Annotated in this window: 23 protein-coding genes and 1 pseudogene; 13 read left to right on the top strand and 11 right to left on the bottom strand. The window is 39.1% G+C overall.

Annotated features, from left to right (window positions below; all coding sequences use genetic code 11):
• The 7 genes and pseudogenes from GWI97_RS04265 to GWI97_RS04295 form a co-directional block, all read left to right on the top strand.
• Positions 1-520: pseudogene (locus GWI97_RS04265) on the top strand (electron transport complex subunit RsxC); the annotation flags it as partial.
• Between the two features lie 6 nt (positions 521-526).
• Positions 527-1,603 carry an electron transport complex subunit RsxD gene (gene rsxD, locus GWI97_RS04270; RefSeq protein WP_036937063.1) on the top strand — a complete coding sequence of 359 codons (1,077 nt, stop codon included), beginning with the start codon at positions 527-529 and terminating at the stop codon, positions 1,601-1,603.
• A gap of 18 nt (positions 1,604-1,621) precedes the next feature.
• On the top strand, positions 1,622-2,248 hold the full coding sequence (gene rsxG / locus GWI97_RS04275; RefSeq protein ID WP_087802481.1) for an electron transport complex subunit RsxG: 627 nt from the start codon (positions 1,622-1,624) through the stop codon (positions 2,246-2,248).
• Between the two features lies 1 nt (position 2,249).
• On the top strand, positions 2,250-2,954 hold the full coding sequence (locus GWI97_RS04280) for an electron transport complex subunit E (RefSeq protein ID WP_036937069.1): 705 nt from the start codon (positions 2,250-2,252) through the stop codon (positions 2,952-2,954).
• Positions 2,955-2,966: 12 nt separating this feature from the next.
• Entirely contained in the window at positions 2,967-3,605 is a 639-nt protein-coding gene (gene nth, locus GWI97_RS04285; RefSeq protein ID WP_123822090.1) for an endonuclease III, read from the top strand.
• Positions 3,606-3,718: 113 nt separating this feature from the next.
• Complete coding sequence (locus tag GWI97_RS04290) at positions 3,719-5,665, top strand: exoribonuclease II (RefSeq protein ID WP_161751850.1); 1,947 nt, start codon at positions 3,719-3,721, stop codon at positions 5,663-5,665.
• A 184-nt stretch (positions 5,666-5,849) separates the two neighbouring features.
• The gene (locus GWI97_RS04295; RefSeq protein WP_036937079.1) at positions 5,850-6,398 is read left to right on the top strand and encodes an RNA 2'-phosphotransferase; all 549 of its coding nucleotides are present in this window, start codon (positions 5,850-5,852) and stop codon (positions 6,396-6,398) included.
• 72 nt (positions 6,399-6,470) lie between these two features.
• Here the strand turns inward: GWI97_RS04295 and GWI97_RS04300 are convergent, their stop codons facing one another.
• The 6 genes from GWI97_RS04300 to pgpB form a co-directional block, all read right to left on the bottom strand.
• Positions 6,471-6,881: a hypothetical protein gene (locus GWI97_RS04300; RefSeq protein ID WP_036937082.1), complete on the bottom strand. Its 411-nt coding sequence runs from the start codon at positions 6,879-6,881 to the stop codon at positions 6,471-6,473.
• A gap of 108 nt (positions 6,882-6,989) precedes the next feature.
• Entirely contained in the window at positions 6,990-7,313 is a 324-nt protein-coding gene (gene yciH / locus GWI97_RS04305) for a stress response translation initiation inhibitor YciH (RefSeq protein WP_036937085.1), read from the bottom strand.
• 5 nt (positions 7,314-7,318) lie between these two features.
• Positions 7,319-8,053: an orotidine-5'-phosphate decarboxylase gene (gene pyrF / locus GWI97_RS04310; RefSeq protein ID WP_161751851.1), complete on the bottom strand. Its 735-nt coding sequence runs from the start codon at positions 8,051-8,053 to the stop codon at positions 7,319-7,321.
• Positions 8,054-8,098: 45 nt separating this feature from the next.
• Entirely contained in the window at positions 8,099-9,268 is a 1,170-nt protein-coding gene (gene lapB / locus GWI97_RS04315; protein WP_036937089.1) for a lipopolysaccharide assembly protein LapB, read from the bottom strand.
• Between the two features lie 12 nt (positions 9,269-9,280).
• Positions 9,281-9,598, bottom strand: coding sequence for a LapA family protein (locus GWI97_RS04320; protein WP_036937091.1), 318 nt, complete (start codon positions 9,596-9,598; stop codon positions 9,281-9,283).
• A 159-nt stretch (positions 9,599-9,757) separates the two neighbouring features.
• On the bottom strand, positions 9,758-10,477 hold the full coding sequence (pgpB, locus tag GWI97_RS04325; RefSeq protein WP_036937094.1) for a phosphatidylglycerophosphatase B: 720 nt from the start codon (positions 10,475-10,477) through the stop codon (positions 9,758-9,760).
• A 267-nt stretch (positions 10,478-10,744) separates the two neighbouring features.
• Here pgpB and ribA point away from each other — a divergent pair, with 267 nt between their 5' ends.
• Together ribA and GWI97_RS04335 are read left to right on the top strand one after the other, a co-directional pair.
• Positions 10,745-11,344 (top strand): GTP cyclohydrolase II, encoded by a 600-nt coding sequence (gene ribA / locus GWI97_RS04330; protein ID WP_036937095.1) that lies wholly within the window; start codon positions 10,745-10,747, stop codon positions 11,342-11,344.
• 250 nt (positions 11,345-11,594) lie between these two features.
• Positions 11,595-12,410 carry a MetQ/NlpA family lipoprotein gene (locus GWI97_RS04335; protein ID WP_036937096.1) on the top strand — a complete coding sequence of 272 codons (816 nt, stop codon included), beginning with the start codon at positions 11,595-11,597 and terminating at the stop codon, positions 12,408-12,410.
• A gap of 80 nt (positions 12,411-12,490) precedes the next feature.
• Here the strand turns inward: GWI97_RS04335 and acnA are convergent, their stop codons facing one another.
• The gene (gene acnA / locus GWI97_RS04340) at positions 12,491-15,163 is read right to left on the bottom strand and encodes an aconitate hydratase AcnA (protein WP_115370257.1); all 2,673 of its coding nucleotides are present in this window, start codon (positions 15,161-15,163) and stop codon (positions 12,491-12,493) included.
• Between the two features lie 222 nt (positions 15,164-15,385).
• Between acnA and GWI97_RS04345 the strand changes: the two genes are divergently transcribed.
• Positions 15,386-16,216 carry a hypothetical protein gene (locus GWI97_RS04345; protein ID WP_161751852.1) on the top strand — a complete coding sequence of 277 codons (831 nt, stop codon included), beginning with the start codon at positions 15,386-15,388 and terminating at the stop codon, positions 16,214-16,216.
• Between the two features lie 60 nt (positions 16,217-16,276).
• Here the strand turns inward: GWI97_RS04345 and cysB are convergent, their stop codons facing one another.
• The 3 genes from cysB to topA all read right to left on the bottom strand — a co-directional run bounded on the left by cysB (position 16,277) and on the right by topA (position 20,770).
• Positions 16,277-17,251, bottom strand: coding sequence for an HTH-type transcriptional regulator CysB (gene cysB, locus GWI97_RS04350; protein ID WP_036937099.1), 975 nt, complete (start codon positions 17,249-17,251; stop codon positions 16,277-16,279).
• Positions 17,252-17,489: 238 nt separating this feature from the next.
• On the bottom strand, positions 17,490-18,014 hold the full coding sequence (gene sodC, locus GWI97_RS04355) for a superoxide dismutase family protein (protein ID WP_087802487.1): 525 nt from the start codon (positions 18,012-18,014) through the stop codon (positions 17,490-17,492).
• A 158-nt stretch (positions 18,015-18,172) separates the two neighbouring features.
• On the bottom strand, positions 18,173-20,770 hold the full coding sequence (gene topA / locus GWI97_RS04360) for a type I DNA topoisomerase (protein WP_087802490.1): 2,598 nt from the start codon (positions 20,768-20,770) through the stop codon (positions 18,173-18,175).
• Between the two features lie 307 nt (positions 20,771-21,077).
• Here topA and GWI97_RS04365 point away from each other — a divergent pair, with 307 nt between their 5' ends.
• On the top strand, positions 21,078-21,326 hold the full coding sequence (locus tag GWI97_RS04365) for a YciN family protein (protein ID WP_036937102.1): 249 nt from the start codon (positions 21,078-21,080) through the stop codon (positions 21,324-21,326).
• 474 nt (positions 21,327-21,800) lie between these two features.
• On the opposite strand, the gene sohB is transcribed toward GWI97_RS04365, so the two are convergent.
• Positions 21,801-22,847 carry a protease SohB gene (gene sohB, locus GWI97_RS04370; protein ID WP_036937103.1) on the bottom strand — a complete coding sequence of 349 codons (1,047 nt, stop codon included), beginning with the start codon at positions 22,845-22,847 and terminating at the stop codon, positions 21,801-21,803.
• A 213-nt stretch (positions 22,848-23,060) separates the two neighbouring features.
• On the opposite strand from sohB, the gene GWI97_RS04375 reads away from it, so the two are divergent.
• Positions 23,061-23,822, top strand: coding sequence for a YciK family oxidoreductase (locus GWI97_RS04375; protein WP_180978772.1), 762 nt, complete (start codon positions 23,061-23,063; stop codon positions 23,820-23,822).
• A 19-nt stretch (positions 23,823-23,841) separates the two neighbouring features.
• Positions 23,842-24,432, top strand: a complete 591-nt coding sequence (gene cobO / locus GWI97_RS04380) for a cob(I)yrinic acid a,c-diamide adenosyltransferase (protein ID WP_036937106.1) — start codon at positions 23,842-23,844, stop codon at positions 24,430-24,432.
• Positions 24,433-24,449 lie beyond the last annotated feature (17 nt).

Raw genomic sequence — 24,449 nt, forward strand, 5'->3', positions numbered from 1 at the left:
AACGCCAACTGTTGAAGCCCCTGCTGAAAGCGCTGAAACCGAAGAAGTCGATCCGCGCAAAGCGGCTGTTGCTGCAGCATTGGCGCGTGTGAAAGCCAAAAAAGCACAGCAAACTTCTCAAGCAACGCCAACTGTTGAAGCCCCTGCTGAAAGCGCTGAAACCGAAGAAGTCGATCCGCGCAAAGCAGCTGTTGCTGCAGCATTGGCGCGTGTGAAAGCCAAAAAAGCACAGCAAGCTTCTCAAGCAACGCCAACTGTTGAAGCCCCTGCTGAAAGCGCTGAAACCGAAGAAGTCGATCCACGCAAAGCGGCTGTTGCTGCAGCCATTGCCAGAGTAAAAGCGAAAAAAGACGCTCAACAAACTTCTCAAGCAACGCCAACTGTTGAAGCCCCTGCTGAAAGCGCTGAAACCGAAGAAGTCGATCCACGCAAAGCGGCTGTTGCTGCAGCCATTGCCAGAGTAAAAGCGAAAAAAGAAGCCGAACAGCGTCGTGCTAAAGAAGAAGTTACCTTGGATTAATCACAGATGAAATTTAGACCGATACAAAATAACAACAGTAAATTAAAAATTGCGAGTTCACCTTTTACGCATAATCAGCAATCCACTAGCCAAGTTATGCTATGGGTTATTTTAGCCACATTGCCGGGGATCATCAGTCAGATCTACTTCTTTGGTTTAGGCACTATTTACCAAATTATATTAGCCATAATCGTCGCACTTGTGGCTGAAACTGTCTGCGTAAAACTCAAAAAAGAAGATCCTTTACGTTACCTCAAAGATAACTCCGCACTGCTTACTGGTGTATTACTCGCCATTAGTATTCCACCTTTAGCACCATGGTGGATAATTGTCTTAGGCACCTTTATTGCTGTTGTTATCGCAAAACACATTTATGGCGGTTTAGGGCAAAACCCATTTAACCCGGCAATGGTAGGTTATGTGGTCTTATTGATCTCATTCCCAGTACAGATGACATCGTGGATGCCTCCTGTTGAATTACAAGCTGTCTCTTACAATTTCATGGACAGTTTAAATATCTTCTTTACAGGTCATACATCATCAGGCTTAACACTTGAAGATTTAAGACGCTCCATTGATGGCATTACGCAAGCTACACCTCTTGATAGCTTTAAAACAGGCTTATTAACCCACTCTATTGATGAAGTGTTAGCGACACCTATTTTACAAGGGAAATTTGCCGGCATTGGCTGGCAATGGGTGAATGTCGCTTATTTAATTGGTGGATTAGTTCTACTTTATAAACGCATTATTAGCTGGCATATCCCTGTTGCAATGATCTCAATGTTAGCCTTATGTTCTGTTATTAGTTGGGGTATCGATCCTACTCGTTACTCCCAACCTCTATTACAAATTTTCTCAGGTGCAACGATGTTAGGTGCTTTCTTTATTGCGACAGATCCTGTGAGTGCCTCAACAACCCCTAAAGGTCGTTTAATTTATGCGGGTATGATTGGTTTGTTAGTTTGGATTATACGCGTTTATGGCGGATATCCCGATGCAGTTGCTTTCTCTGTATTACTTGCCAATATCGCTGTACCTTTAATTGATAGCTATACACGCCCTCGTGTTTATGGGCATTAATGTGCCAAGGAGAAAATGATGATCGAGATCTTAAAACGTCATGGGCTAACATTAGCTGTCTTTGCGGCTTGTACAACAGGTTTAACCGCGGTGGTATACCACTTAACCGCAGATACCATTGCAGAGCAAGTGGCTATAGAAAAACAAAAATTATTGGATCAAGTGATCCCTCAAACAATGTATGACAATGAACTTTCTAAAGATTGTTATCTACTTACGGCACCTGAATTGGGAAATTCAATCCCTCATAAACTTTATGTAGCGCGTTTAGAAGGAAAACCTGTTGCAGCGGCCTTAGAATCTACCGCGCCAGATGGCTATTCAGGTGCAATCGAACTTCTTGTTGGTGCTGACTTTAAAGGTAACGTTCTAGGTGTTCGTGTAACCGCACATAACGAAACTCCCGGTCTAGGTGATAAAATTGAAACACGCATTTCTGATTGGATCACAACACTGAGCCATAAATTCATTTCCAGTGAAAACGATCCACATTGGGCAGTAAAAAAAGATGGTGGCGATTTTGATCAATTTACAGGTGCGACGATCACCCCCCGCGCTGTTATTAACTCATCAAAACGTACAGCATGGCTAATACAATCATTACCAGAGAAGCTAGAAACACTCTCTGTCTGTGAGGCGAATTAATATGAACTCCATTAAAACGCTCTTTGCTCAAGGGTTATGGACAAACAACTCAGCCCTAGTGCAATTACTTGGCTTATGTCCTTTACTCGCCGTTTCTTCAACAGCAACTAACGCATTAGGTTTAGGGCTTGCGACAACATTAGTATTATTTTGCACCAATGTGGCAGTTTCAAGTTTACGTCGCTGGGTTCCTTCTGAAATTCGTATCCCAATTTATGTTATGATAATCGCGTCTGTCGTCAGTGCTGTGCAATTACTGATCAACGCATACGCTTATGGTTTATACCAATCGTTGGGGATCTTTATTCCATTAATAGTCACCAACTGTATTGTTATTGGCCGTGCTGAAGCCTTCGCCGCTAAAAATGAAGTCTTTCCTTCTGCCATTGATGGTTTAGCTATGGGATTAGGGGCAACAGCCGCACTCTTTGTATTAGGCGCGATCCGTGAAATTTTAGGTAACGGAACATTATTTGACGGTGCAGATTTACTGTTAGGTGAATGGGCTCAAGTATTAAGAATCGAAATAGTTCATTTAGATTCACCCTTCTTACTTGCCATTTTACCGCCAGGTGCTTTTATCGGTTTAGGCTTTATGTTAGCGGGAAAATACCTTATCGATGAAAGACAGAAAAAGCGCAGCGCTTCGACAATGAAAACTTACGAAAAAGAACAAGGCTGTGGTAGTCATATCGTTAAAAATTAATTTGTGAGCATAATGAATCAAGCAAAACGTATTGAAATTCTAACTCGGTTGCGTGATAACAATCCGCAACCTACGACAGAGCTAAAATTTGACTCTCCGTTTGAACTATTGATCTCCGTGTTACTCTCTGCACAAGCCACCGATGTGAGTGTCAATAAGGCAACCGCTAAGCTTTATCCTATTGCCAATACACCACAAGCAATCCTAGATTTAGGGGTGGATGGGCTTAAGAAATACATTAAAACCATTGGCCTATATAATACTAAAGCTGAAAATGTGATTAAGACCTGTCAGATCTTAGTGGATAAACATCACAGTGAAGTCCCTGAAAACAGAGAAGCCCTTGAAGCTTTACCTGGTGTTGGTCGCAAAACTGCAAATGTTGTTTTAAATACCGCATTTGGTTGGCCAACTATTGCTGTCGATACACATATCTTTAGAGTGAGTAATCGCACAGGCTTTGCCCCTGGTAAGAATGTCAATGAAGTTGAGCAAAAACTCTTAAAGGTTGTTCCGGCAGAATTTAAAGTTGATTGCCATCATTGGCTTATTCTTCATGGCCGTTATACCTGTATTGCACGAAAACCACGGTGTGGCTCTTGTATTATTGAAGATCTGTGTGAATTTAAAGAAAAAACAGATCCTGAATAAAAATTTGCCGATTTGTCTGTTTTTCTGATGCGATATTACTTGCGTCGCTACACACAATCGAATAAAACTATTGCCCACTTTTATTATTAAAACTGCCGACTTTCCGGAAAAATATGTTTCAAGACAATCCGCTGCTTGCACAGCTAAAACAGCAACTCCATGCCCAAACACCGCGCGTGGAAGGCCTTGTAAAGGGAACAGATAAAGGCTTTGGCTTCCTTGAAGTTGATGGTCAGAAAAGCTATTTTATTCCCCCTCCGCAAATGAAAAAAGTGATGCACGGTGACCGCGTTATTGCTACCGTTCATACAAACGGCGATAAAGAGTCGGTTGAGCCTGAAGAGTTAGTAGAACCTTTCTTAACCCGATTTGTCGGCCGTATTCAGAAAAAAGAGGGAGATAACCGTCTGTGGATAATACCAGATCACCCTCTCCTAAAAGACGCAATCCCTTGTCGCCCAGCTCAAAACTTAACACATAGTTTTGTCAATCAAGATTGGGCTGTTGCCGTAATGCGTCGTCACCCACTGAATAAAGGTGATAAAGGCTTTCAAGCCGAAATAACAGACTACATCACAGATAAAGATGATCACTTTGCACCTTGGTGGGTGACTTTAATGCGTCATCAGCTTGAACGTAATGCACCTGAAATGGGTAATGAAACGCTTACATTACATGATATTTTACCTCGTGAAGATCTGACTTCTCTCTATTTTGTCACTATTGATAGTGCATCAACAGAAGATATGGATGATGCACTCTTTATTCGTAAAGAAGAGAACGGTCAATTAACGCTATTTATTGCCATTGCCGATCCTACGGCTTATATTCTGCCAAATAGTGAATTAGATAAAATTGCAGCACAACGTGCACTGACTAACTATCTGCCCGGCTTTAATATCCCAATGTTGCCTCGCGAACTGTCAGATAACATCTGTTCATTACGTCCTAATGAAAAACGCCCTGCTTTAGTCTGCCAAGTCAGTATCACTGAAGATGGCTCTCTGCTTGAAGATATTCACTTCTATTCTGCGTGGGTAGAATCCAAAGCTAAACTGGTTTACGACCATATTTCAGATTGGTTAGAAAGCGGTAACAGCGATTGGAAACCTGAAAATGACATCGTACATGAGCAAGTAATGTTATTAAAAGAGATGTGTGAAAAACGTCATGAATGGCGCGAAAAACATGCTCTAGTCTTTAAAGAACGTCCTGATTATCGTTTTATTCTTGATGAAGGTGGTAATGTTTTAGATATCGTTGCGGAAAAACGCCGTATCGCCAACCGCATTGTTGAAGAAGCGATGATCACGGCCAATATCTGTGCAGCTAAAGTGCTAGCAAAAAATTTAGGCTTTGGTGTTTATAACGTTCACACTGGTTTTGATCCACTTTATATCGATCAAGTTGTACAAACTCTAAAGGATAATGGTATTGAAACCACTTCTGAAAGTTTGTTAACCCTTGAAGGTTTCTGCCAATTACGTCGTGAGCTCGATAACCAACCAAATCAATTCCTTGATAGCCGTATTCGTCGTTATCAAAACTTTGCTGAAATCAAATCAGAGCCGGGTCCTCACTTTGGTTTAGGGTTGGAAGCTTACGCAACATGGACTTCACCAATTCGTAAATACAGTGATATTTTAAATCACCGTTTGCTAAAAGCGATTATCAGCAAAGAACATGCTGAAAAACCACAAGAAGAAGATGGTATTCGTATTGCAGAACGCCGTCGTGCTAATCGTATGGCCGAGAGAGATGTGGGAGATTGGTTATATGCCCGTTTCTTAAAACCTTTTGCAGGTACTGAAACGCCATTTAACGCTGAAATTATCGATATTACACGTGGTGGTATTCGTGTTCGTTTAGTTGAAAATGGAGCTGTCGCCTTTATTCCTGCGCCATTCTTACATGCTGTACGTGATGAAATTCAATGCAGTCAAGAAACGGGGACGGTTATTGTAAAAGGCGAAAGCGCTTATAAACTCAATGATATCATTCCCGTTCGTATCGAAGATGTAAAACTAGAAACGCGCAATGTCGTTGCTCGCCCTATCTAATTAACCTACAATCGGTATACAATAAAACTGATAGTTCATTTTGAGCTATCAGTTTTTTTATGCCTCTTATCTTTGTTAGACATAACACTAGAAATTTAAAGAGTATGAAAAGGAGATTTTTTATGGGATTGGGAAAATAACATGCCCGTCTCATAAATTTAATAAATAACAAATGGATTGAATTATGAAAGATAAAGTGCAAATTAGCCGTTTCTTAAGCTATATATTACGACACGCCCCTGAAAGTATTGGCTTATCACTTGATGCTCAAGGATGGGGTGAAATATCACAATTGATCTTGTTAACTCAGAAGAAAGGCACGCCACTAACCCTTGAACTTATCAACGATGTGGTCAAAACGAATGATAAAAAGCGTTTCGCTATTTCAGAAGATGGGCTTTTTATTCGTGCCGTTCAAGGACACTCGCTTAAGACTACGGTTGCTTACCAAGCTATTACTCCTCCCAAAATACTTTATCATGGCACAGCGACTCGCTTTATCGACAGTATTTTTAATCAAGGTTTAATACCTAACGGTCGCCAATATGTTCATCTATCACAAGATTATAAAACAGCAGTGAATGTCGGCAATCGTCATGGAAAAGCAGTTGTTTTAATTGTCGATAGTGAAAAAATGTTTAGTGAAGGTTTTGAGTTTTATCAGTCTGATAATGGTGTATGGTTAACACTTTTCGTACCGGTGAATTATCTAAAAATCGAAGAGAAAGAATAAAATGAAATATAAACAAGTAGGTGACATTGTCACCTACAATCTTACTTACGGACTTCACTACTTAGTTAATCCTTAATCGGGATGGCCTGTGATCGTGATTTTTGTACCTTTTTGATCTTCTTCTAATAAAATTTCGCTAAAACCACCTGCAAACTGCTGTTCTATCATTAATTTTTTCGGATTTTCCCATTTATAATCAACAAAAACACCGTCTTTTGTATACTCTTTCTGGATGTTATTGTTCACCTTAATGATTTTTTCAAGGTATTCTTCATCATGCTCATTGACATATTTTTTATATGCATCTGCAATTGAAAGCCCTGTATAAATACAATGTGTTAGCGACCCATTCTCAAAGACTTCATCCAACGTTTGCTCTGGTGAAGAACAATATTGATCATGGACAATCACTTTATCCATTTTGCTTTCTGCCAAAAGCGCAGAAGAATACAACAACGTTACAATCATCAAATACGCTTTCATAAAATACCTTTAAAATACATCTATTAATGACAATAAAAAATGCGCCAATTTCAATAGAAAATTAGCGCACTATTATTCATTTTGTTGCTATCTAGCTAGCTAAATAAATTAGCCACCAGCAAGTTTCACTTTCATTCCTTTGGCTTCTAATAGCGATTTAATTAAATCACGTTTGTCACCTTGGATCTCAATTAAACCGTCTTTTACACTACCACCACAGCCACATTTTTTCTTTAGTTCGGCGGCAAGTTTGACCAGCTCAGCATCATCCAGATCGATACCTGAAACAACGCAAACCCCTTTTCCTTTACGTCCACTAGTTTGACGTTGAATACGAACAATACCATCACCGGCTGGGCGCGCTGGCTTTTGCTCTTCTTCTTTAATGCGACCCGCATCTGTGGAGTAAACCAAACGAGAGTTATTATCCATATTAATTACATACCTTGTATAGAGCGATTAATTTGTTGTAATGTTTCAAGAGGATTATCACTACGTGTAATTGGACGCCCAATCACCATATAATCAACGCCCGCTAAAACGGCTTGTTCTGGTGTCATTACGCGACGCTGATCACCAATATCACTCCCTATTGGGCGAATACCCGGTGTCACTAATAAGAAATCATCACCACAAACTTGTTTAAAACGTGTTGCTTCATGCGCAGAACAAACAACACCATCAAGACCACAAGATTTTGTCAATAACGCTAAACGTTCTGCTTGTTCTGCGGGTGTCAATGTTATGCCCAACTCAATCAAATCAGAGTGATCCATACTGGTTAACACAGTTACTGCCGTTAAAAGTGGCGCGTCTTTGCCATAAGAGGCAAGACTCTCTTTAGCGGCGCGCATCATACGACTTCCACCACTTGCATGTACGTTCACCATCCACACACCTAAATCAGCGGCAGCTGCAACCGCTCTTGCAACGGTATTGGGAATATCATGAAATTTCAGATCCAAGAAAATATCAAAGCCACCTTTTTGTAGCTGTGTGACAAACTGAGGCCCAAAACGGGTAAACATCTCTTTACCAATTTTTAAACGGCAAGATGAGGGATCGATACGTTGTGCAAAATCTAACGCACTTTTTTGATCTTCATAGTCTAATGCCACAATAACGGGCGCGCAGGTGAACTCGGGCGATTTTTTATCACAATGAAATGACATTTTAGGGCCTTTATTTATAAAGAGACTATTAAAAAAGTGACATCGTCACTGACCATCTAAACCGCGAATAGGTTTAACGGTATCCCATGAACGACAGGATGGACAATGCCAATATAATGCATGAGAGGTAAAACCACATTTATGGCAACGATAATCCGGTTTGGTGCGAATTTGTTCACCGACCATGTAACGCAATAAGATAAGGCTCTCTTTGGCTCGACCTTCTTCTGCTTCTGCTAAATGGTAACGCATTAACCGATAGAAAAGTCTCATCGTAGGATGGCGTTCTAATTGGCGATTAATATAAAGCTGAGCTGCTTCAATACCTTCTTTGGCTTCAATAATATCTGCCAAGTAAAGCTCGGCAATTGCACCACAATTACTATCGACACATTGGCGTAAATACGCCTCCCAACGAGAGGTATCTTCCTGTGCTTGAAAACATTCAAAAAGCATAGGTAATGTTTCACTGACCATCTCTTTATCTTGCTCAATAACGTTCATCAGCACGTCAATGGCTTTTTGTTTTTCATCACGAGCAATATAAATACGACCATACATAATTGAAACACGGGCACAGAAGGGATCTGCTTGCCCTGCTTTTTGTAGAAAATTAAGTGCACTATCAAGATTATCACTACTCATTTCTTGAAGTGCCAATTCACAGTAAAAATGTGAAATTTGTTCTTTTAACTCATGCTGACCTAATTTCACCAATTTTTCAGCCATGTCAATGGCTTTGCTCCAATCGCTGGTTAACTGGTAAATAGCCAGCAAGGATTGTAAAGCACTTTGGCGAAACTCTTGCTCATCAATAAGTTGCTGAAACATATTTTCAGCACGATCGTAAACTCCTGCGGCGACATAGTCACGACCGAGTTGTTGAACAGCAAGAAGGCGTTGTTCAAAAGAAAGTGCAGCACTTTCCATTAAGGATTGGTGAATACGTATTGCGCGTTCAACTTCGCCACGAGAGCGGAAAAGATTGCCTAATGTAAGATGAGCTTCAAACGCAGAGCTATCTTCTTTAAGCATTTCAAGGAAGAGATCTACTGCTTTATCTTGTTGATCAGAAAGTAAAAAGTTAACACCCGCCACGTATTCTCGTGACAGGCGATCGGCATTCTGCTGTTTATCCTGTTGGGCACCACGACGCCCCATATACCAGCCGTAAGCCGCCGCGACAGGTAATAACAGAAACAGCAATTCTAGCATCAGCTATCGTCCTTATTTCGTAGCAGAAGCAACCATTGGGCGACTTTCTTGGTTTTCTTGTTTTGTTTGAGCGCTTTCAAGCCGTTTGATTTTACGTTTTGCTCGGCCTAAAGATAAGCGTACACGTAAATAAAAAATACCACTCACAATCCAACCAAGAACAAAACCTACACCAAACAGTGTGGCTAACAAGGTAGAAATACGATATTCACCTTGAGCAATAAGGTAATTGAATGTGACTACCTGATCGTTATTTGAGCCCAAAGTCATGGCAATAACCACGATGGCAAAAATAAGAATAACTAAAATAAAAAGTAGGACTTTTTTCACATTATTTCCTTTTTTATTCTCTTTTCTTTAATGGACAGATAAAGGTAGCATTTTCACTGCGCACAAAGAAAGTCATTTCTTAGAATCAACTGATTTTCGTATATTTTTTCACATAAATATCGAAAAAGACATTCTGTATCTCAAAAATAAGGGCTATTGTCAGGATTTGAGTAATATACGTCGCTCAATCACCTTAAATGCACACCAAACCAGCGCTGTACTGATAAGAATACCGATAATCACATCAGATGCCCAGTGCATTCCTAATACAATACGCCCTACCGTGACATCGATTCCCCATAATAACCCGAGTGATGCTAAAAAATAATGACGACGCAACATAAAAAGGACAAAAACAAACAAGGCGAGTGTTGCTGAAAATAAACTATGGCCGGATGGAAAAGCATAACCCGTTTCAGCTTTCCAATGTTTAAGTTGCCATTCTGGGATCATCGGTGAGTTAGCAAATCCATTTTGGAGCAATTGTTCTCGCTCAGGTCTTGATACTTGATAAAAAGCCTCTGGAGTAATATGCAAATTCTCACTCACCCAAACAACATAAGGACGAGGCTCTTTTACTGTATTTTTAACTGCAACCTTAATTAATTGCCCAATAGATAAGGTCGCAATAATTATCACGGCCAGTTGCATGAAATGGTAACGTTTTAATTTTAAAACCACAAAAAGCAACGCTAACAAAACAATAATCGTCACGGCCCCCCAAGGTTTTGCTGCACTGTTTGCTATCCACAATGTACTGATACCCCCTAAAGGGTGATCGGTAGGTTGCCATTGCCATCCCACGATCAACACTGCACTAGGCACGATTAAGAGCAATATACTGCCTAATAAAATTAATTGAGTGAAATGCTTATTCAATATATTAGCCTCTTTTCAAATATAAATATTGTCTTTCATTCGTACTTAAAGACAATCAGTATAAACGATGCTCGTTTAGCAATAAATCATTATGCAATAAGGTCCAAAATCTGATAATTTATTGTGGTGTGATTTTATAAGTGTGTGTTACCTATTTCCCTTGCCAATTAGACATGGAAATATTTCAGTGTTTTATTTCTCTTTGTTCTCGTTATAAAGTGTATAATCTTGAACGAGAGTTTCACCTGAAATTATGAGTCAAAAATAATGAAATTAAGACGAATCGCAGAAGCAAAGCTACCAACGCCTTTTGGCGAGTTTTTAATGGTCGGTTTTGAAGAAATCGCAACAGGTAAAGATCATGTCGCTCTTGTTTATGGCGATATATCGGGCACAGAGCCCGTATTATCTCGTATTCATTCGGAATGCCTAACGGGTGACGCTTTATTTAGCCTACGTTGTGATTGTGGTTTCCAACTTGAAGCCGCGCTTTCACAAATAAGTAAAACAGGTCGTGGCGTATTACTTTATCACCGCCAAGAAGGTCGTAATATTGGCTTACTAAATAAAATAAGAGCTTATGCATTACAAGATAAAGGATTAGATACCGTTGAAGCGAACCTTGAATTAGGTTTTAAAGCTGATGAACGTGATTTTACCCTTTGTGCTGATATGTATAATTTGTTAGGCGTTCATGAAGTACGATTATTAACCAATAATCCGAAGAAAATTGAAATCATGAAAGCAGCGGGTATTAATGTGATAGAACGAGTGCCTTTAATTGTGGGTCGTAATCCAAGTAATGCGCATTATCTAGATACCAAAGCCGATAAAATGGGCCATCTTTTATTTAAGAAAGCGCAATAATAAAGCAACAACATAGCATTAATTATTTTCAAATCCGAGTTTCATCACTCGGATTTTTTATTTGATGACTTTTACCTATTATCTTGTTTATTCACTTCTTTATCTCTCTGTTCATTTTCTTACATCTTGCTTTTTTACTTATTTTTATCTTTAAAGTATATCATGTGAAAAATTGTCATATTCGATTTCATTGACTATCCATCTGATTCTAAGTTATTTATTACTAAATAAATTTTGATAGGAAGATATTATGCCATTACATTTTTCAGGTAGGATTTTGGGTGCACTTTTATTAGTAGGAACGTTATTAACGGGCTGTGATAATAGCGATAAAAACCGCTATTCAATCAAAGTTGGCGTAATAAATGGTGCTGAACAAGATGTGGCTGAAATAGCGAAAAAAGTCGCAAAAGAAAAATATGGTTTAGACGTTGAGTTAGTGGGGTTTAGTGGCTCTTTATTACCGAACGATCCCACCGCAAATAAAGAGTTAGATGCGAATGTTTTTCAACATCGTCCTTTTCTTGCTCAAGATAATAAATCTCGTGGTTATAATTTAGTGGCTGTGGGCAATACTTTTGTTTTTCCTATGGCGGGCTATTCAACAAAAATTAAACACCCTTCTGAATTAAAATCTGGCGATACCATTGCAGTTCCTAACGATCCAACCAACTTGGGCCGAGCCTTACTGTTATTAGATAAAGAAAAACTTATCACATTAAAACCCAATAGTGGCTTATTACCTACTGCTATTGATATTATTGATAATCCTCTTAAATTAAAAATTATGGCGCTAGAAGGTGCGCAATTACCACGAGTATTAAACGATCCTAAAGTCACGGTTGCGATTATTAGCACCACGTATATTCAACAAATCAATTTATCCCCGACAAAAGACAGCATTTTTATTGAAGATAAAAACTCCCCTTATACCAATATCATAGTGGCAAGGGAAGACAATAAAGACGCTAATAATGTACAGGATTTTATAAAAGCTTACCAATCCCCCGAAGTCGCAACAGCGGCCGAAACTATTTTTAACGGTGGCGCTATACAAGGCTGGTAATTATTATTACAAATACATAAAAACGCCCCATTATTATAAAAATAATGAGGCGTTTCTTATTTCTATAACGATAAGACTAATTACAGCATATTACGAATAACATAATGCAATATGCCACCATGTTGGAAATAAGCAAGTTCAGTTTGAGTATCAATACGACAACGCGCCATAATCGTTTCTGTGCGATTATCTGCGAAAGTAAGATTAACCGCGACATCTTGACCTGGTGTTAATGTATTAAGCCCAGTGATCTCAATTTTCTCATCACCTTTTAAGCCTAATGTTTGACGTGTAACGCCTTCTGGGAATTCTAACGGTAAAACGCCCATACCAATCAAGTTAGAACGATGAATACGCTCAAAAGAGCCCGCAATCACGACACGAACACCTAATAAACGAGTTCCTTTCGCCGCCCAGTCACGACTAGAGCCAGAACCATACTCATTCCCTGCAATTATCGCCAATGGCGTATTTTCTTGCTGATAACGCATAGCAGCATCATAAATTGCTAACGTTTCACCGGTTGGAATATGCTTGGTAAAACCGCCTTCAACTCCTGGTACCATTTCATTACGAATACGAATATTAGCAAAAGTTCCTCGCATCATCACTTCATGATTACCACGTCTAGAACCGTATGAGTTAAAATCTTTAGGCTCTACGCCATGTTCACGTAAATAGCGCCCTGCGGGGCTATCCGCTTTAATATTTCCAGCGGGAGATATATGGTCAGTTGTTACTGAATCACCTAATATTGCCAAGATACTGGCTTGGTGAATATCGTTAATCGGTGCAGGCGTTTTTGTCATTCCTTTAAAGAAAGGAGGGTGACGAATATAGGTAGAATCAGGTTGCCAAGTATAAACGGGTGTGTTTTGTGTTTTCAGTGATTTCCACGTTTCATCCCCTTCAAATACAGCAGAGTACTCTTTGTGGAACATCTCCGTTTTCACTTTTTCGACGGCATCCGCAATCGCCTTACTATCAGGCCAAATATCTTTTAAATAAACAGGGTTACCTTGTTTATCTTTACCTAAAGGTTCTTTAGTAAGATCAATATTCATATTTCCTGACAATGCATAAGCAACCACCAATGGTGGCGAAGCAAGCCAGTTGGTTTTCACTAACGGATGAATTCGACCTTCAAAGTTACGGTTACCTGATAATACTGCAGCAATGGTTAAATCATTGTCTTTAATTGCACTTTCAATTGGTGCTAATAAAGGCCCTGAATTACCAATACACGTTGTACAACCATATCCCACAAGATTAAAACCTAACTCGTCAAGATAAGGGGTTAACCCCGCTAAATTAAGATAGTCTGTGACGACTTTAGAGCCAGGTGCTAAAGAGGATTTAACCCAAGGCTTACGCTGCAATCCTTTTTCTACCGCATTTTTAGCCAGCAATCCCGCAGCCATTAAGACATTCGGGTTTGAAGTATTTGTACAAGATGTGATCGCCGCAATCACAACAGCGCCATCAGTGAGTTTAAATTCAGGATAACCATCAATTTTTACTTCAGGAAAGTGTGAAAGTGGTTTCTTGTTTGCTTCAAGCTCTACTGCCGCTTTAAATGCATTAGGAACACTTGATAAACTCACTCTATCTTGAGGACGTTTAGGCCCGGCTAGGCTTGCTTCAACAGTTCCCATATCAAGAGATAATGTAGAGGTGAAGATAGGCTCATCACCTGTATGACGCCATAAACCTTGCTCTTTACTATAAGCTTCAACCAGAGCAATTTCTTGTTCTTCGCGTCCTGTTAAACGCAAGTAATCAAGAGTGATTTCATCTATTGGGAAGAATCCACAGGTCGCACCATACTCTGGAGACATATTCGCTATCGTTGCCCGATCAGCTAAAGGTAATGAGGCTAAACCATCTCCGTAGAACTCAACAAATTTTCCTACTACACCGTGGGCTCGTAACATTTGAGTGACAGTGAGGACAAGATCTGTTGCTGTAATACCTTCTCGCAGTTTTCCTGTCAGTTTAAAACCGACAACATCAGGAATAAGCATTGAAATAGGCTGCCCTAACATCGCAGCTTCCGCTTCAATACCCCCAACCCCCCAACCTAAAACACCAAGGCCATTAATCATCGTGGTGTGAGAATCTGTTCCTACTAAGGTATCAGGATAAGCCACATAACGGCCATTTTGCTCTTCAGACCAGATGGCTTTACCTAAATACTCAAGGTTGACCTGATGGCAAATTCCTGTTCCTGGTGGCACAACACGAAAACGTTCAAAGGATTGCTGTCCCCAACGTAAGAAAAGGTAACGTTCATAATTACGCTCCATTTCTATTTCAACGTTTTCAGCAAACGCATTTTTACTGGCGTATTCATCAACCATAACAGAGTGGTCAATCACTAAATCAACGGGCGATAGTGGATTCACTTTCTCCACTTGTCCTCCCAAAGATTTTACGGCTTCGCGCATGGCAGCTAAATCGACAACAGCTGGTACCCCCGTAAAATCTTGCATAAGAACTCTTGCTGGTCGATAGGCAATTTCACGTGATACATGAGCTGTTTTTTGCCAATCAACTAATGCCTTAATATCCTCTTCAACAACAGTATCGTTATCAAGATAACGGACTAAATTTTCTAGTAACACCTTCAGAGACTTAGGAAGACGGGTAATATCGCCTAATTGACGAGCAACTTCTGAAAGACGGTAGTACTCATATTCTTGAGATCCGACTAAGAGCGTGGAATGACTCTTTGTTTTCAAGCGTAACGACATAGCTCCTCCTTCTTATTTTTATACTGACAGCATGTTTAATAAACTATCAAAATAGGTAAGGTTATCTATTAAACATATCATATAACGCAAAATTTCGCTTAAAGACCACACAATTTGTTAACGTAATGTTATTGATGTCATAGAGTTAATAAAATTTAGTCTCAGGATTTTTGTCTAATTAAGATTTAATAACGGAGGTATCACTATGAAAGGATAATATTTATGAATAATAAACAATATGAGTTACTCAACAATATAATGAGCGCCGATCGTTACTTTGCTGAACCTATTACCCCTCCTTTTCCACAAACCTTGTCGATAAATTCATTACATTCTCAAAATCTAAAAGATACAGAAGGTCTTGTACAATTTATCATCGCATCACCAAAGTCTTTTGAAGAATTTGAAATAGAAAGGATGTCTCAACTTAAAAATATTCAAATTGGCCTTATTTCTATTATGGCAAACCATCTTGCTGCATTAAAAAAAGAGGATAACGAGGCTTATTATCGCCCTGAACATTGGTTAGATACACTTAATCATCTTCCTCTTTTAGGACACAATAAAATTGAAACAAAAAAACTCCATAAACAAACATTTAATTTATCGGTGGCTCAAGCTTTTATTCAATTATTACTTGGTGTAGCGATTAATACCACCTCTCCTGCATTAGGAGAGTTTATTGATTTTTTACGCACTCAAGGCCAAAAGATAGAAATTGGATTACGTCAATCATTAGATAGTTACCAAACAATAACCATTGCGGGAGTAACCGAGATCCTCAATCATAATAACCATCTTATTTTTGTGCCTAAATTAAAAATCTTAAGCTTACGTTTTTCCTATCAATCAGCCAAAATGTTACTCGCCAGTTGCATTGGACGTAAATTCACGATTTCTTTAGAGTACAGCACTATCACGTCTATCTTTGATGCTAACGCACTTGATGATCCGCAAATTAATCAACAATTTTATAATTTTTTAAACAAGTATCGTCAACTCAGCATTACAAAGTCAGACGCTTTTTTTAGTGGGGATTTTTATCTGAAATAAGTTATATAGGATTAAGATTTATGAACACGCTTGAAGGCGGGAATTACCCGCCTTTCAGTATTACACTAATGGTAATTCTATCTCTTTAAATAGCTCTTCAATTTCTTCATGAGTTCGCAATGCGACAGCTTGTTCAATTAAATTTCGAGTAAGATGTGGTGCAAAACGCCACATAAAATCATACATATAACCACGTAAGAAACCACTACGGCGGAAGGCAATTTTAGTAGTGCTATAGCTAAATTTATCACGCATATCAATCGCCACTAAATCACTGTCCAGCACAGGATCAAACGCCATACTGGCAATCACACCAATACCTAAATGCAATCTTACATACGTTTTAATGACATCGGCATCCGTTGCAGTGAAAACAATTTTAGGTTTTAAACCGACTTTACCAAAGGCATCATCAAGATCAGAACGCCCGGTAAAACCTTGGGTATAGGTCACGATATCGTAACCAGCAAGCTCTTTTAATGTCACTTCTCGTTTTTGAGCCAAAGGATGATCTTTAGAAACCACCACAATACGATTCCAACGATAACAAGGCAACATGACTAAATCGTTATAAAGATGCAGTGATTCTGTCGCAATCGCAAAATCACTTTTACCTCTGCAAACATCTTCGGCGATTTGTGTTGGTGAACCTTGATTCATATGCAATGAAACATCTGGATAACGCTCAATAAAACCTTTTATCACTGGTGGCAATACATAACGCGCTTGTGTATGCGTTGTTGCAATAGACAGTGAACCTCTATCTGGATAAGTGTGTTCACCCGCAGCTGCCCGAATGGCTTCTGTTTTTGACAAAATTTCTCTAGACAGCCTAACAATCTCTTCACCTGCAGGCGTCACATGCGTTAAGTGTTTACCACTACGAGAAAATATTTGTATACCTAACTCATCTTCCAACATGCGGATCTGCTTACTTATCCCTGGTTGAGATGTATACAAACGCTCTGCCGTGGTTGATACATTTAAATCGTTATTCACCACTTCAACGATATAACGCAACTGTTGTAATTTCATAGAGAGGCTATCCCTTCAACAAAAGACTTATTATTCCGCTATTCTATTTATATTCATATAACTAAAAAGAATAATAAAGATGTAATATATAACCACTATATCACTTATTTCATTTCGGTCTAACGTAATTAATAGGGTTATTTAGGTTTTGTTATATCGAATGGTTATAAGCTATAAGTAAGCATAAAAAAAGCTGACTTGATGTCAGCTTTGATTTCAACACAATAAAGGCATTCAATTAGTTAATCACACCGCACGCCATTCTTGCACCACCACCGCCAAGCGCTTCTGGGTTATCAGAATAGTTATCGCCACCGACGTGCACCATTATGGCTTTATCTTTCACTTGCTCAAGTTTAGTTAGTTTGGGTGCTAATACTGCGTAATCAGCAACACCTTTATCATTAACAACCAATCCAGGTAAATCACCTAAATGCCCTTCTTTATTATAAGGCCCTAAGTGAACACCCGTTTTTTCAGGATCTAAATGGCCACCAGCTTTTAAAGCAGGAACAGGTTTCCCCTCTTTCATATCTGGCTCACAAGAACCATTAGCATGAATGTGAAAACCATGTACACCGGGTGTTAATCCGGTCAACTTTGGCGTAAATAACAGTCCATAATCAGTTTCAGTGATGGTAACAACACCAATATCGTTACCTGCACCTGTAGGAAGTGCTTCTTTTAATGTGATATCTAATGTGGCAGCACTTGCCACTGACGTGAAAAGTAAACCAGAGAGTAACAAAGGCATCAGTTTCATAGTATCTCCGTCTTATTATTAGCAAAGTAAAATATCAGACAAATAGAAATTAACTATTTTATACTATTTCAATATACTTTAATTAGCCTATCTTCTTCATGCAAAAAAAGCGACTAACTCTCATTAGTCGCTTTTAAATTTATCGCGTGATGTCAATGTTATTTGGTTTTCTCAACCCATTTACCATCAACATAAAATGCAGACCAACCCGTAGCTTTGCCATCTTTCTCTGAAGAAACATATTGTTGTTTAGTTTTACGACTAAACCGCACAATTGTTGGGTTTCCGTCAGGATCAGCCACTGGTGCTTCGGCTAAATAACGCATTTTCTCTGCTAGTCTGTCTTTAAAGCGAACAAGTTCTTCCACTTTAGGTGCACGTGTTTCCCTTGATTTAGGGAAGGTATTTGCAGCTAAGAATACACCAGCCGCGCCATCACGTAAGACAAAATAGGCGTCAGATTTTTCACACAGCAATTCAGGAAGTGGAACTGGATCTTCCTTTGGTGGCGCAATTTCACCACTTTTTAAGATCTTACGCGTATTTTTACATTCATCATTGGTGCAACCCATGTATTTACCAAAACGCCCCATTTTCAGATGCATTTCAGAGCCACATTTATCACACTCTATGACAGGACCTTCGTAACCTTTTAAACGGAATTCACCCTCTTCGACCTCATAACCATCACATGCCGGATTATTACCACAAACATGTAATTTACGATGCGTGTCAATCAGGTAACTGTCCATTGCAGTACCACATTTCGGGCAACGGCGACGTGCACGTAACGCGTTAGTTTCTGCATCTTCCCCTTCCAGAATATTCAATAACTCATCTTCAGGAATAAGATTAATAGTCTGTTTACAACGTTCTTTAGGGGGTAATGCATAACCAGAACATCCTAAGAATACCCCTGTTGTGGCTGTTCTAATTCCCATATGACGAGAACATGTTGGGCATTCTATGGAGGTTATTACCATTGGATTTGGTCGCATACCGCCTTCTTCCGGATCTTTTTCAGCGATTTCTAATTGCTGACTAAAATCAGTAAAGAATGCATCTAATACAGCTTTCCAATTCTCTTCGTTGTTTGCGACATGGTCGAGGTGGTCTTCCATTTGTGCTGTAAAATCATAATTCATTAAATCGCTAAAATTTTCTTCTAAGCGATCAGTGACAATTTCACCCATTTTTTCAGCATAAAAACGACGGTTTTCAACTTTCACGTAACCACGATCTTGAATAGTGGATATGATTGAAGCATAAGTTGAAGGGCGACCAATACCCCGTTTTTCCAATTCTTTAACTAATGTCGCTTCACTAAAACGTGCTGGTGGCTTAGTAAAGTGTTGCGTAGGTTCTAGCTCAGTTAAAGCTAGTTTTGCGCCTACATCAACAGCTGGTAATGTTTTATCCTCATCTTTATTACGCATCGCTGGCATCACTTTCGTCCAACCAGCAAAACGTAAAGTACGGCCTTTAGCGCGTAGTTTATAATCTCCTGATTCGACGGTTAATGTCGTTGAATCATATTTTGCCGGTGTCATTTGACACGCAACAAATTGATTCCAAATCAGTTGATATAATCGTTTGGCATCGTTATCCATATCTTTCAAAGATTCTGCAATAACGTTGACATCTGAAGGACGAATAGCTTCATGCGCTTCTTGCGAATTTTCTTTGCTCGAATAAACGTTTGGCTCTTTCGGCAAATATTTAGCTCCAAATTGCTCGCTAATATAATCACGCGCCATTTGAATTGCATCCTGACTTAAGTTAGTCGAGTCAGTACGCATATAGGTAATATAACCAGCCTCATAAAGGCGTTGAGCTAACATCATTGTTTTTTTCACACCAAAACTTAAACGCGTACTAGCCGCTTGCTGTAAGGTTGATGTGATAAGTGGTGCACTTGGTTTACTTGATGTTGGTCTATCTTCACGATCTTTTACTGTGAAAGTTGCATTCTTTAATGCGTTAACCGCAACCTGTGTTTCATCAGATGAAACTGGGTTGAAGGCCTTATCATTATAGTGCGTAACTTCCATACGCAATGGTTGTTCATCAGGCGTTAATAATGATGCGTGCAACTGCCAATATTCTTCAGGAACAAAGGCTTTAATTTCACGCTCACGTTCAACCAATAGGCGTACAGCAACAGATTGTACTCGGCCCGCAGATAATCCACGAGCGACTTTTTTCCAAAGTAAAGGTGAAACCATATAACCCACAACACGATCCATAAAGCGACGTGCTTGTTGCGCATTAACGCGGTCTATATTTAATTCACCTGGAGTTTGGAAAGCTTGTGTAATAGCATTTTTCGTGATTTCGTTAAAAACTACTCGACTAAATCGTTCATCATCACCGCCGATAACTTCGCGTAAATGCCACGCGATAGCTTCTCCTTCGCGGTCAAGGTCCGTTGCGAGATAGACATGATCAGCTTTATCAGCCAATGCTTTTAGTTCAGCCACCACTTTTTCTTTGCCAGGTAGAATTTGATAGTTCGCATTCCATCCATTATAAGGATCGACTCCCATACGGCTGACTAAGGCTGACTTCTCATCCTTTTTAACTTTTTTCACGCCTTTCGTGGCGGATGAGTTTTCGCTCTTCTGGCTGCCAGAACCACTCTTGGGCAAATCACGAATGTGACCCACGCTAGATTTAACTACGTAGTCATTGCCAAGATATTTATTGATCGTTTTGGCTTTTGCCGGGGACTCCACGATTACAAGAGCTTTACCCATAATTACCTTTACCTAATTAAACTTTGTTATGACGGTATTGTTTAATACCCTCAACTAAAAAAATGTTTAAAATCTCTTTTTTATATTGCGTTAGTTTTGCAATATATCAACCTGTTTTTATTCAAAGCTTTTGTTTGAGCTCAAAACTCATTACTTTTTTTGAGGTATTTTAATCACCTCACTGCTTTGATCGAGCAACAGGTAAATGATATTTGCTACATATAGAGTAGCTAAGCTTTTAAAAATGCCACACTCTACCTGATAAAAAGTGAGGCGCAACAAATTATTTTTCTAAGGAGCACTGATTATGTCAACACAAACTACACCTATAACAACAGAGATGCTACTTGAAAAAGCGAATAAAATCATATGTGAACACGAAGATTATTTACAAGGTATGCATGCGGATTCTGTTGAACAAAAAGGTAATGTCCTCGTATTTAAAGGCGAATTTTTTTTAGATGAACAGGGTTTACCAACGACAAAAAGCACTGCGGCTTTTAATATGTTTAAACATTTAGCACATGTGTTATCTGATAAATATCATCTAGAATAAATCGCCTTTAGGACTATTTCACCCTTAATCTCATCATCGAGAAAGAGGTGTGACTTGCTAGATGTTGTTTTTTCTCAACAATATCTTGCATAAAAAATCGGAATTAAAGAATACAAATGCAATGAAAGGTGAGGTGAATAGCTATTGTCTGATGTTTATGATTACACAACCTATCAATACAATCAGTAATATCAATTATTGTTATTCTGTTTTTAACGCTATATTGACACTTCCTAGAAAGAGGAAATATTTACTCTGTTGTTGTTAAGCAACATCAATTATTTCTTTAATTGCCAGTGAATTTTTCACTGGCTTTTTTTATCTTATTGAAAAACAATTTTTCCAATAAAGCATCAATATCTCTGTTTGAAAAACTCAAAAAGTGTCAATTGGCAGGAAGGAAAATAACAGCGATACCAAGTTTGACCTTCTTGGTATCGCTAATAGTGCTTATATCGCTGTATTCATTTTCACTTATAGCAATGGTTTTTTACTTCTTTGCACCCAACGCATCATCAGTTTATCAACGCTTTCCATCGCACCGCCAGTAACACGCTCAACCATTTTCTTTTTAAGAACATATTGAACAGAAAAAACTTCGTAGTCGTTAATGTGATTAATTAACCAATCATCACTCACACCAACTTCATCAATTAAGCCTTTATTCAGGGCTTCTGTGCCGTACCAATATTCACCTGTTGCAACACTATCAATATCAAGTTGAGGGCGGTATTTATGTACAAAAGATTTAAATAACAGATGTGTTTCATTGAGATCTTGCTTAAATTTCTCACGACCTTCTTCTGTGTTCTCACCCAACAAAGTTAATGTCCGCTTATATTCACCAGCAGTGTGTAATTCCACATCAATATCGTTTTTCTTGAGCAAACGGTGAATATTGGGAATTTGAGCAACAACACCAATTGAGCCAATAATCGCGAAAGGTGCGGCGACGATTTTATCTGCCACACAGGCCATCATATATCCTCCACTTGCGGCCACTTTATCAACAACGGCAGTGAGTTTAATCCCCTTTTCTTTTAAACGTGTCAATTGCGCTGCTGCTAGTCCATATCCGTGGACCATGCCACCAGGGCTTTCTAAACGTAGTAAAACTTCATCACCAGTTTGGGCAACAGAAAGAATGGCGCTGATCTCTTCGCGTAATGCACCCACTTCATGTGCATCCATACTACCTTTGAAATCAAGAACATATAAGCAAGGTTTTACGACACCTTTTTTACCTTCCTTTGCATTGTGCTTACTTTGTTTACTTTCTTTTTTCTGCTGTTTTTTAAACGCTTTGTACCAGACCTTTAATTCAGCATCATCCATTCTCGCTTGTTGCATCACTCGCTGTTTTTCTTCATAAGCTTCAGCAAGATCTGTCACTTTTAACGTTCCTTTTCGACTTTGCTTTTTATTTCCAATGACGATAAAAAACAACACAATAGCGATAATAGCCACGACAACAGTGGCAATCTCTGCTAAAAACAGTCCATATTGTAAAATATACTCCACAAAGACCTCTTTTTAAGGTTAATAACACTGACTAAAACCAATATGCCTAGTTTAACGAAATTCTGCTTTAGCGCTAGTCACAAAGGCATAATTATGGGCAATACCATAAAGAAAATAGTCAGCAATTGTAAACAAAGAAACAGACTAAACTGGTCGCTAGAGCAATAAGACGTTACACTTTATTTACTTTTTACTAGACAGGATATCAATATGTTGCAATATCAACCGGATCATAGCGTGCTAAAAGATAAAATTATTCTAGTAACAGGTGCTGGTGATGGCATAGGAAAAGAAGCCGCGCTAACTTATGCGCAATATGGCGCAACACTTATCTTATTAGGTCGCACTTTATCAAAACTTGAAGATGTTCAAGAAGAAATCATCACATCAGGTGGCCAACAACCTATGTTATATCCACTTGATTTACTCACCGCGACAGAAAATGACTTTCAGCAATTTGCGGATACCCTCGTTAAACGCTTCCCTCATCTTGATGGCGTATTACAAAATGCAGGTTTATTGGGCGTTGTTGAGCCTATTATTAACCAACCAAGCAACCTTTGGCATGATGTTATGCAAGTCAATGTCAATGCAACATTTATGCTGACAAAAGCACTATTACCGCTAATGCTCAAAGCACCTCATGCAAGCCTTATTCTCACGACATCCAGTGTAGGTCGCCAAGGTCGTTATGGTTGGGGGGCTTATTCTGTCTCTAAATTCGCAACAGAAGGCCTTATGCAGGTACTTAATGAAGAATATAACGACAGTACCTTACGTATTAACTGCATTAATCCTGGTGGTACCCGTACCGCAATGAGAGCGAGTGCATTCCCAGATGAAAATGCACAAAAACTAAAAACGCCCAAAGATTTAATGCCGTTATACCTCTACCTAATGAGTGATGACAGCATTGATGTGAAAGGACAATCTTTAGATGCTCAACCTGGTCGCAAAGCCGGCCCAGCTGAATAATGTAAATTCGAGGTAAAAAATGAATGATGCACAACACCAAAAACGCCAACAACGTTTAAAAGAAAAAGTCGATACCCGAATTGAGCAAGCTCAACGAGAGCAAGGTATTTTGATGATCTTTACAGGTAATGGTAAAGGGAAAACGACGGCGGCGATGGGGACAGCAACTCGTGCTGTTGGCCATCAAAAAAAGGTCGGTGTTGTGCAATTTATTAAAGGGACTTGGGAAAACGGTGAGCGTAATCTATTAGAACAGTTTGGTGTACCTTTCTATGTGATGGAAACAGGGTTTACTTGGGAAACTCAAGATAAAAGCGCCGACACTGCCGCCTGTTTGAATACTTGGCAATATGCACTCAAACTACTAAATGATCCAGAATACAATCTCGTTATCCTTGATGAAATCACCTATATGATTAGCTTCAACTATTTACCATTAGATGAAGTTATTTCAGCGATTAGTTCTCGCCCCTCTCAGCAAAACGTAATTATTACAGGGAGAGGCTGCCATAGAAAATTAATTGAACTAGCTGATACCGTAACCGAAATGCGCCCTATCAAACATGCTTTTGACAGTGGAATAAAAGCGCAAAAAGGCATAGATTGGTAGCCACTATTATAGAAAAT

The sequence above is a fragment of the Proteus sp. G2300 genome, from assembly GCF_009915965.1.
Taxonomy (GTDB): Bacteria; Pseudomonadota; Gammaproteobacteria; order Enterobacterales; family Enterobacteriaceae; genus Proteus; species Proteus vulgaris.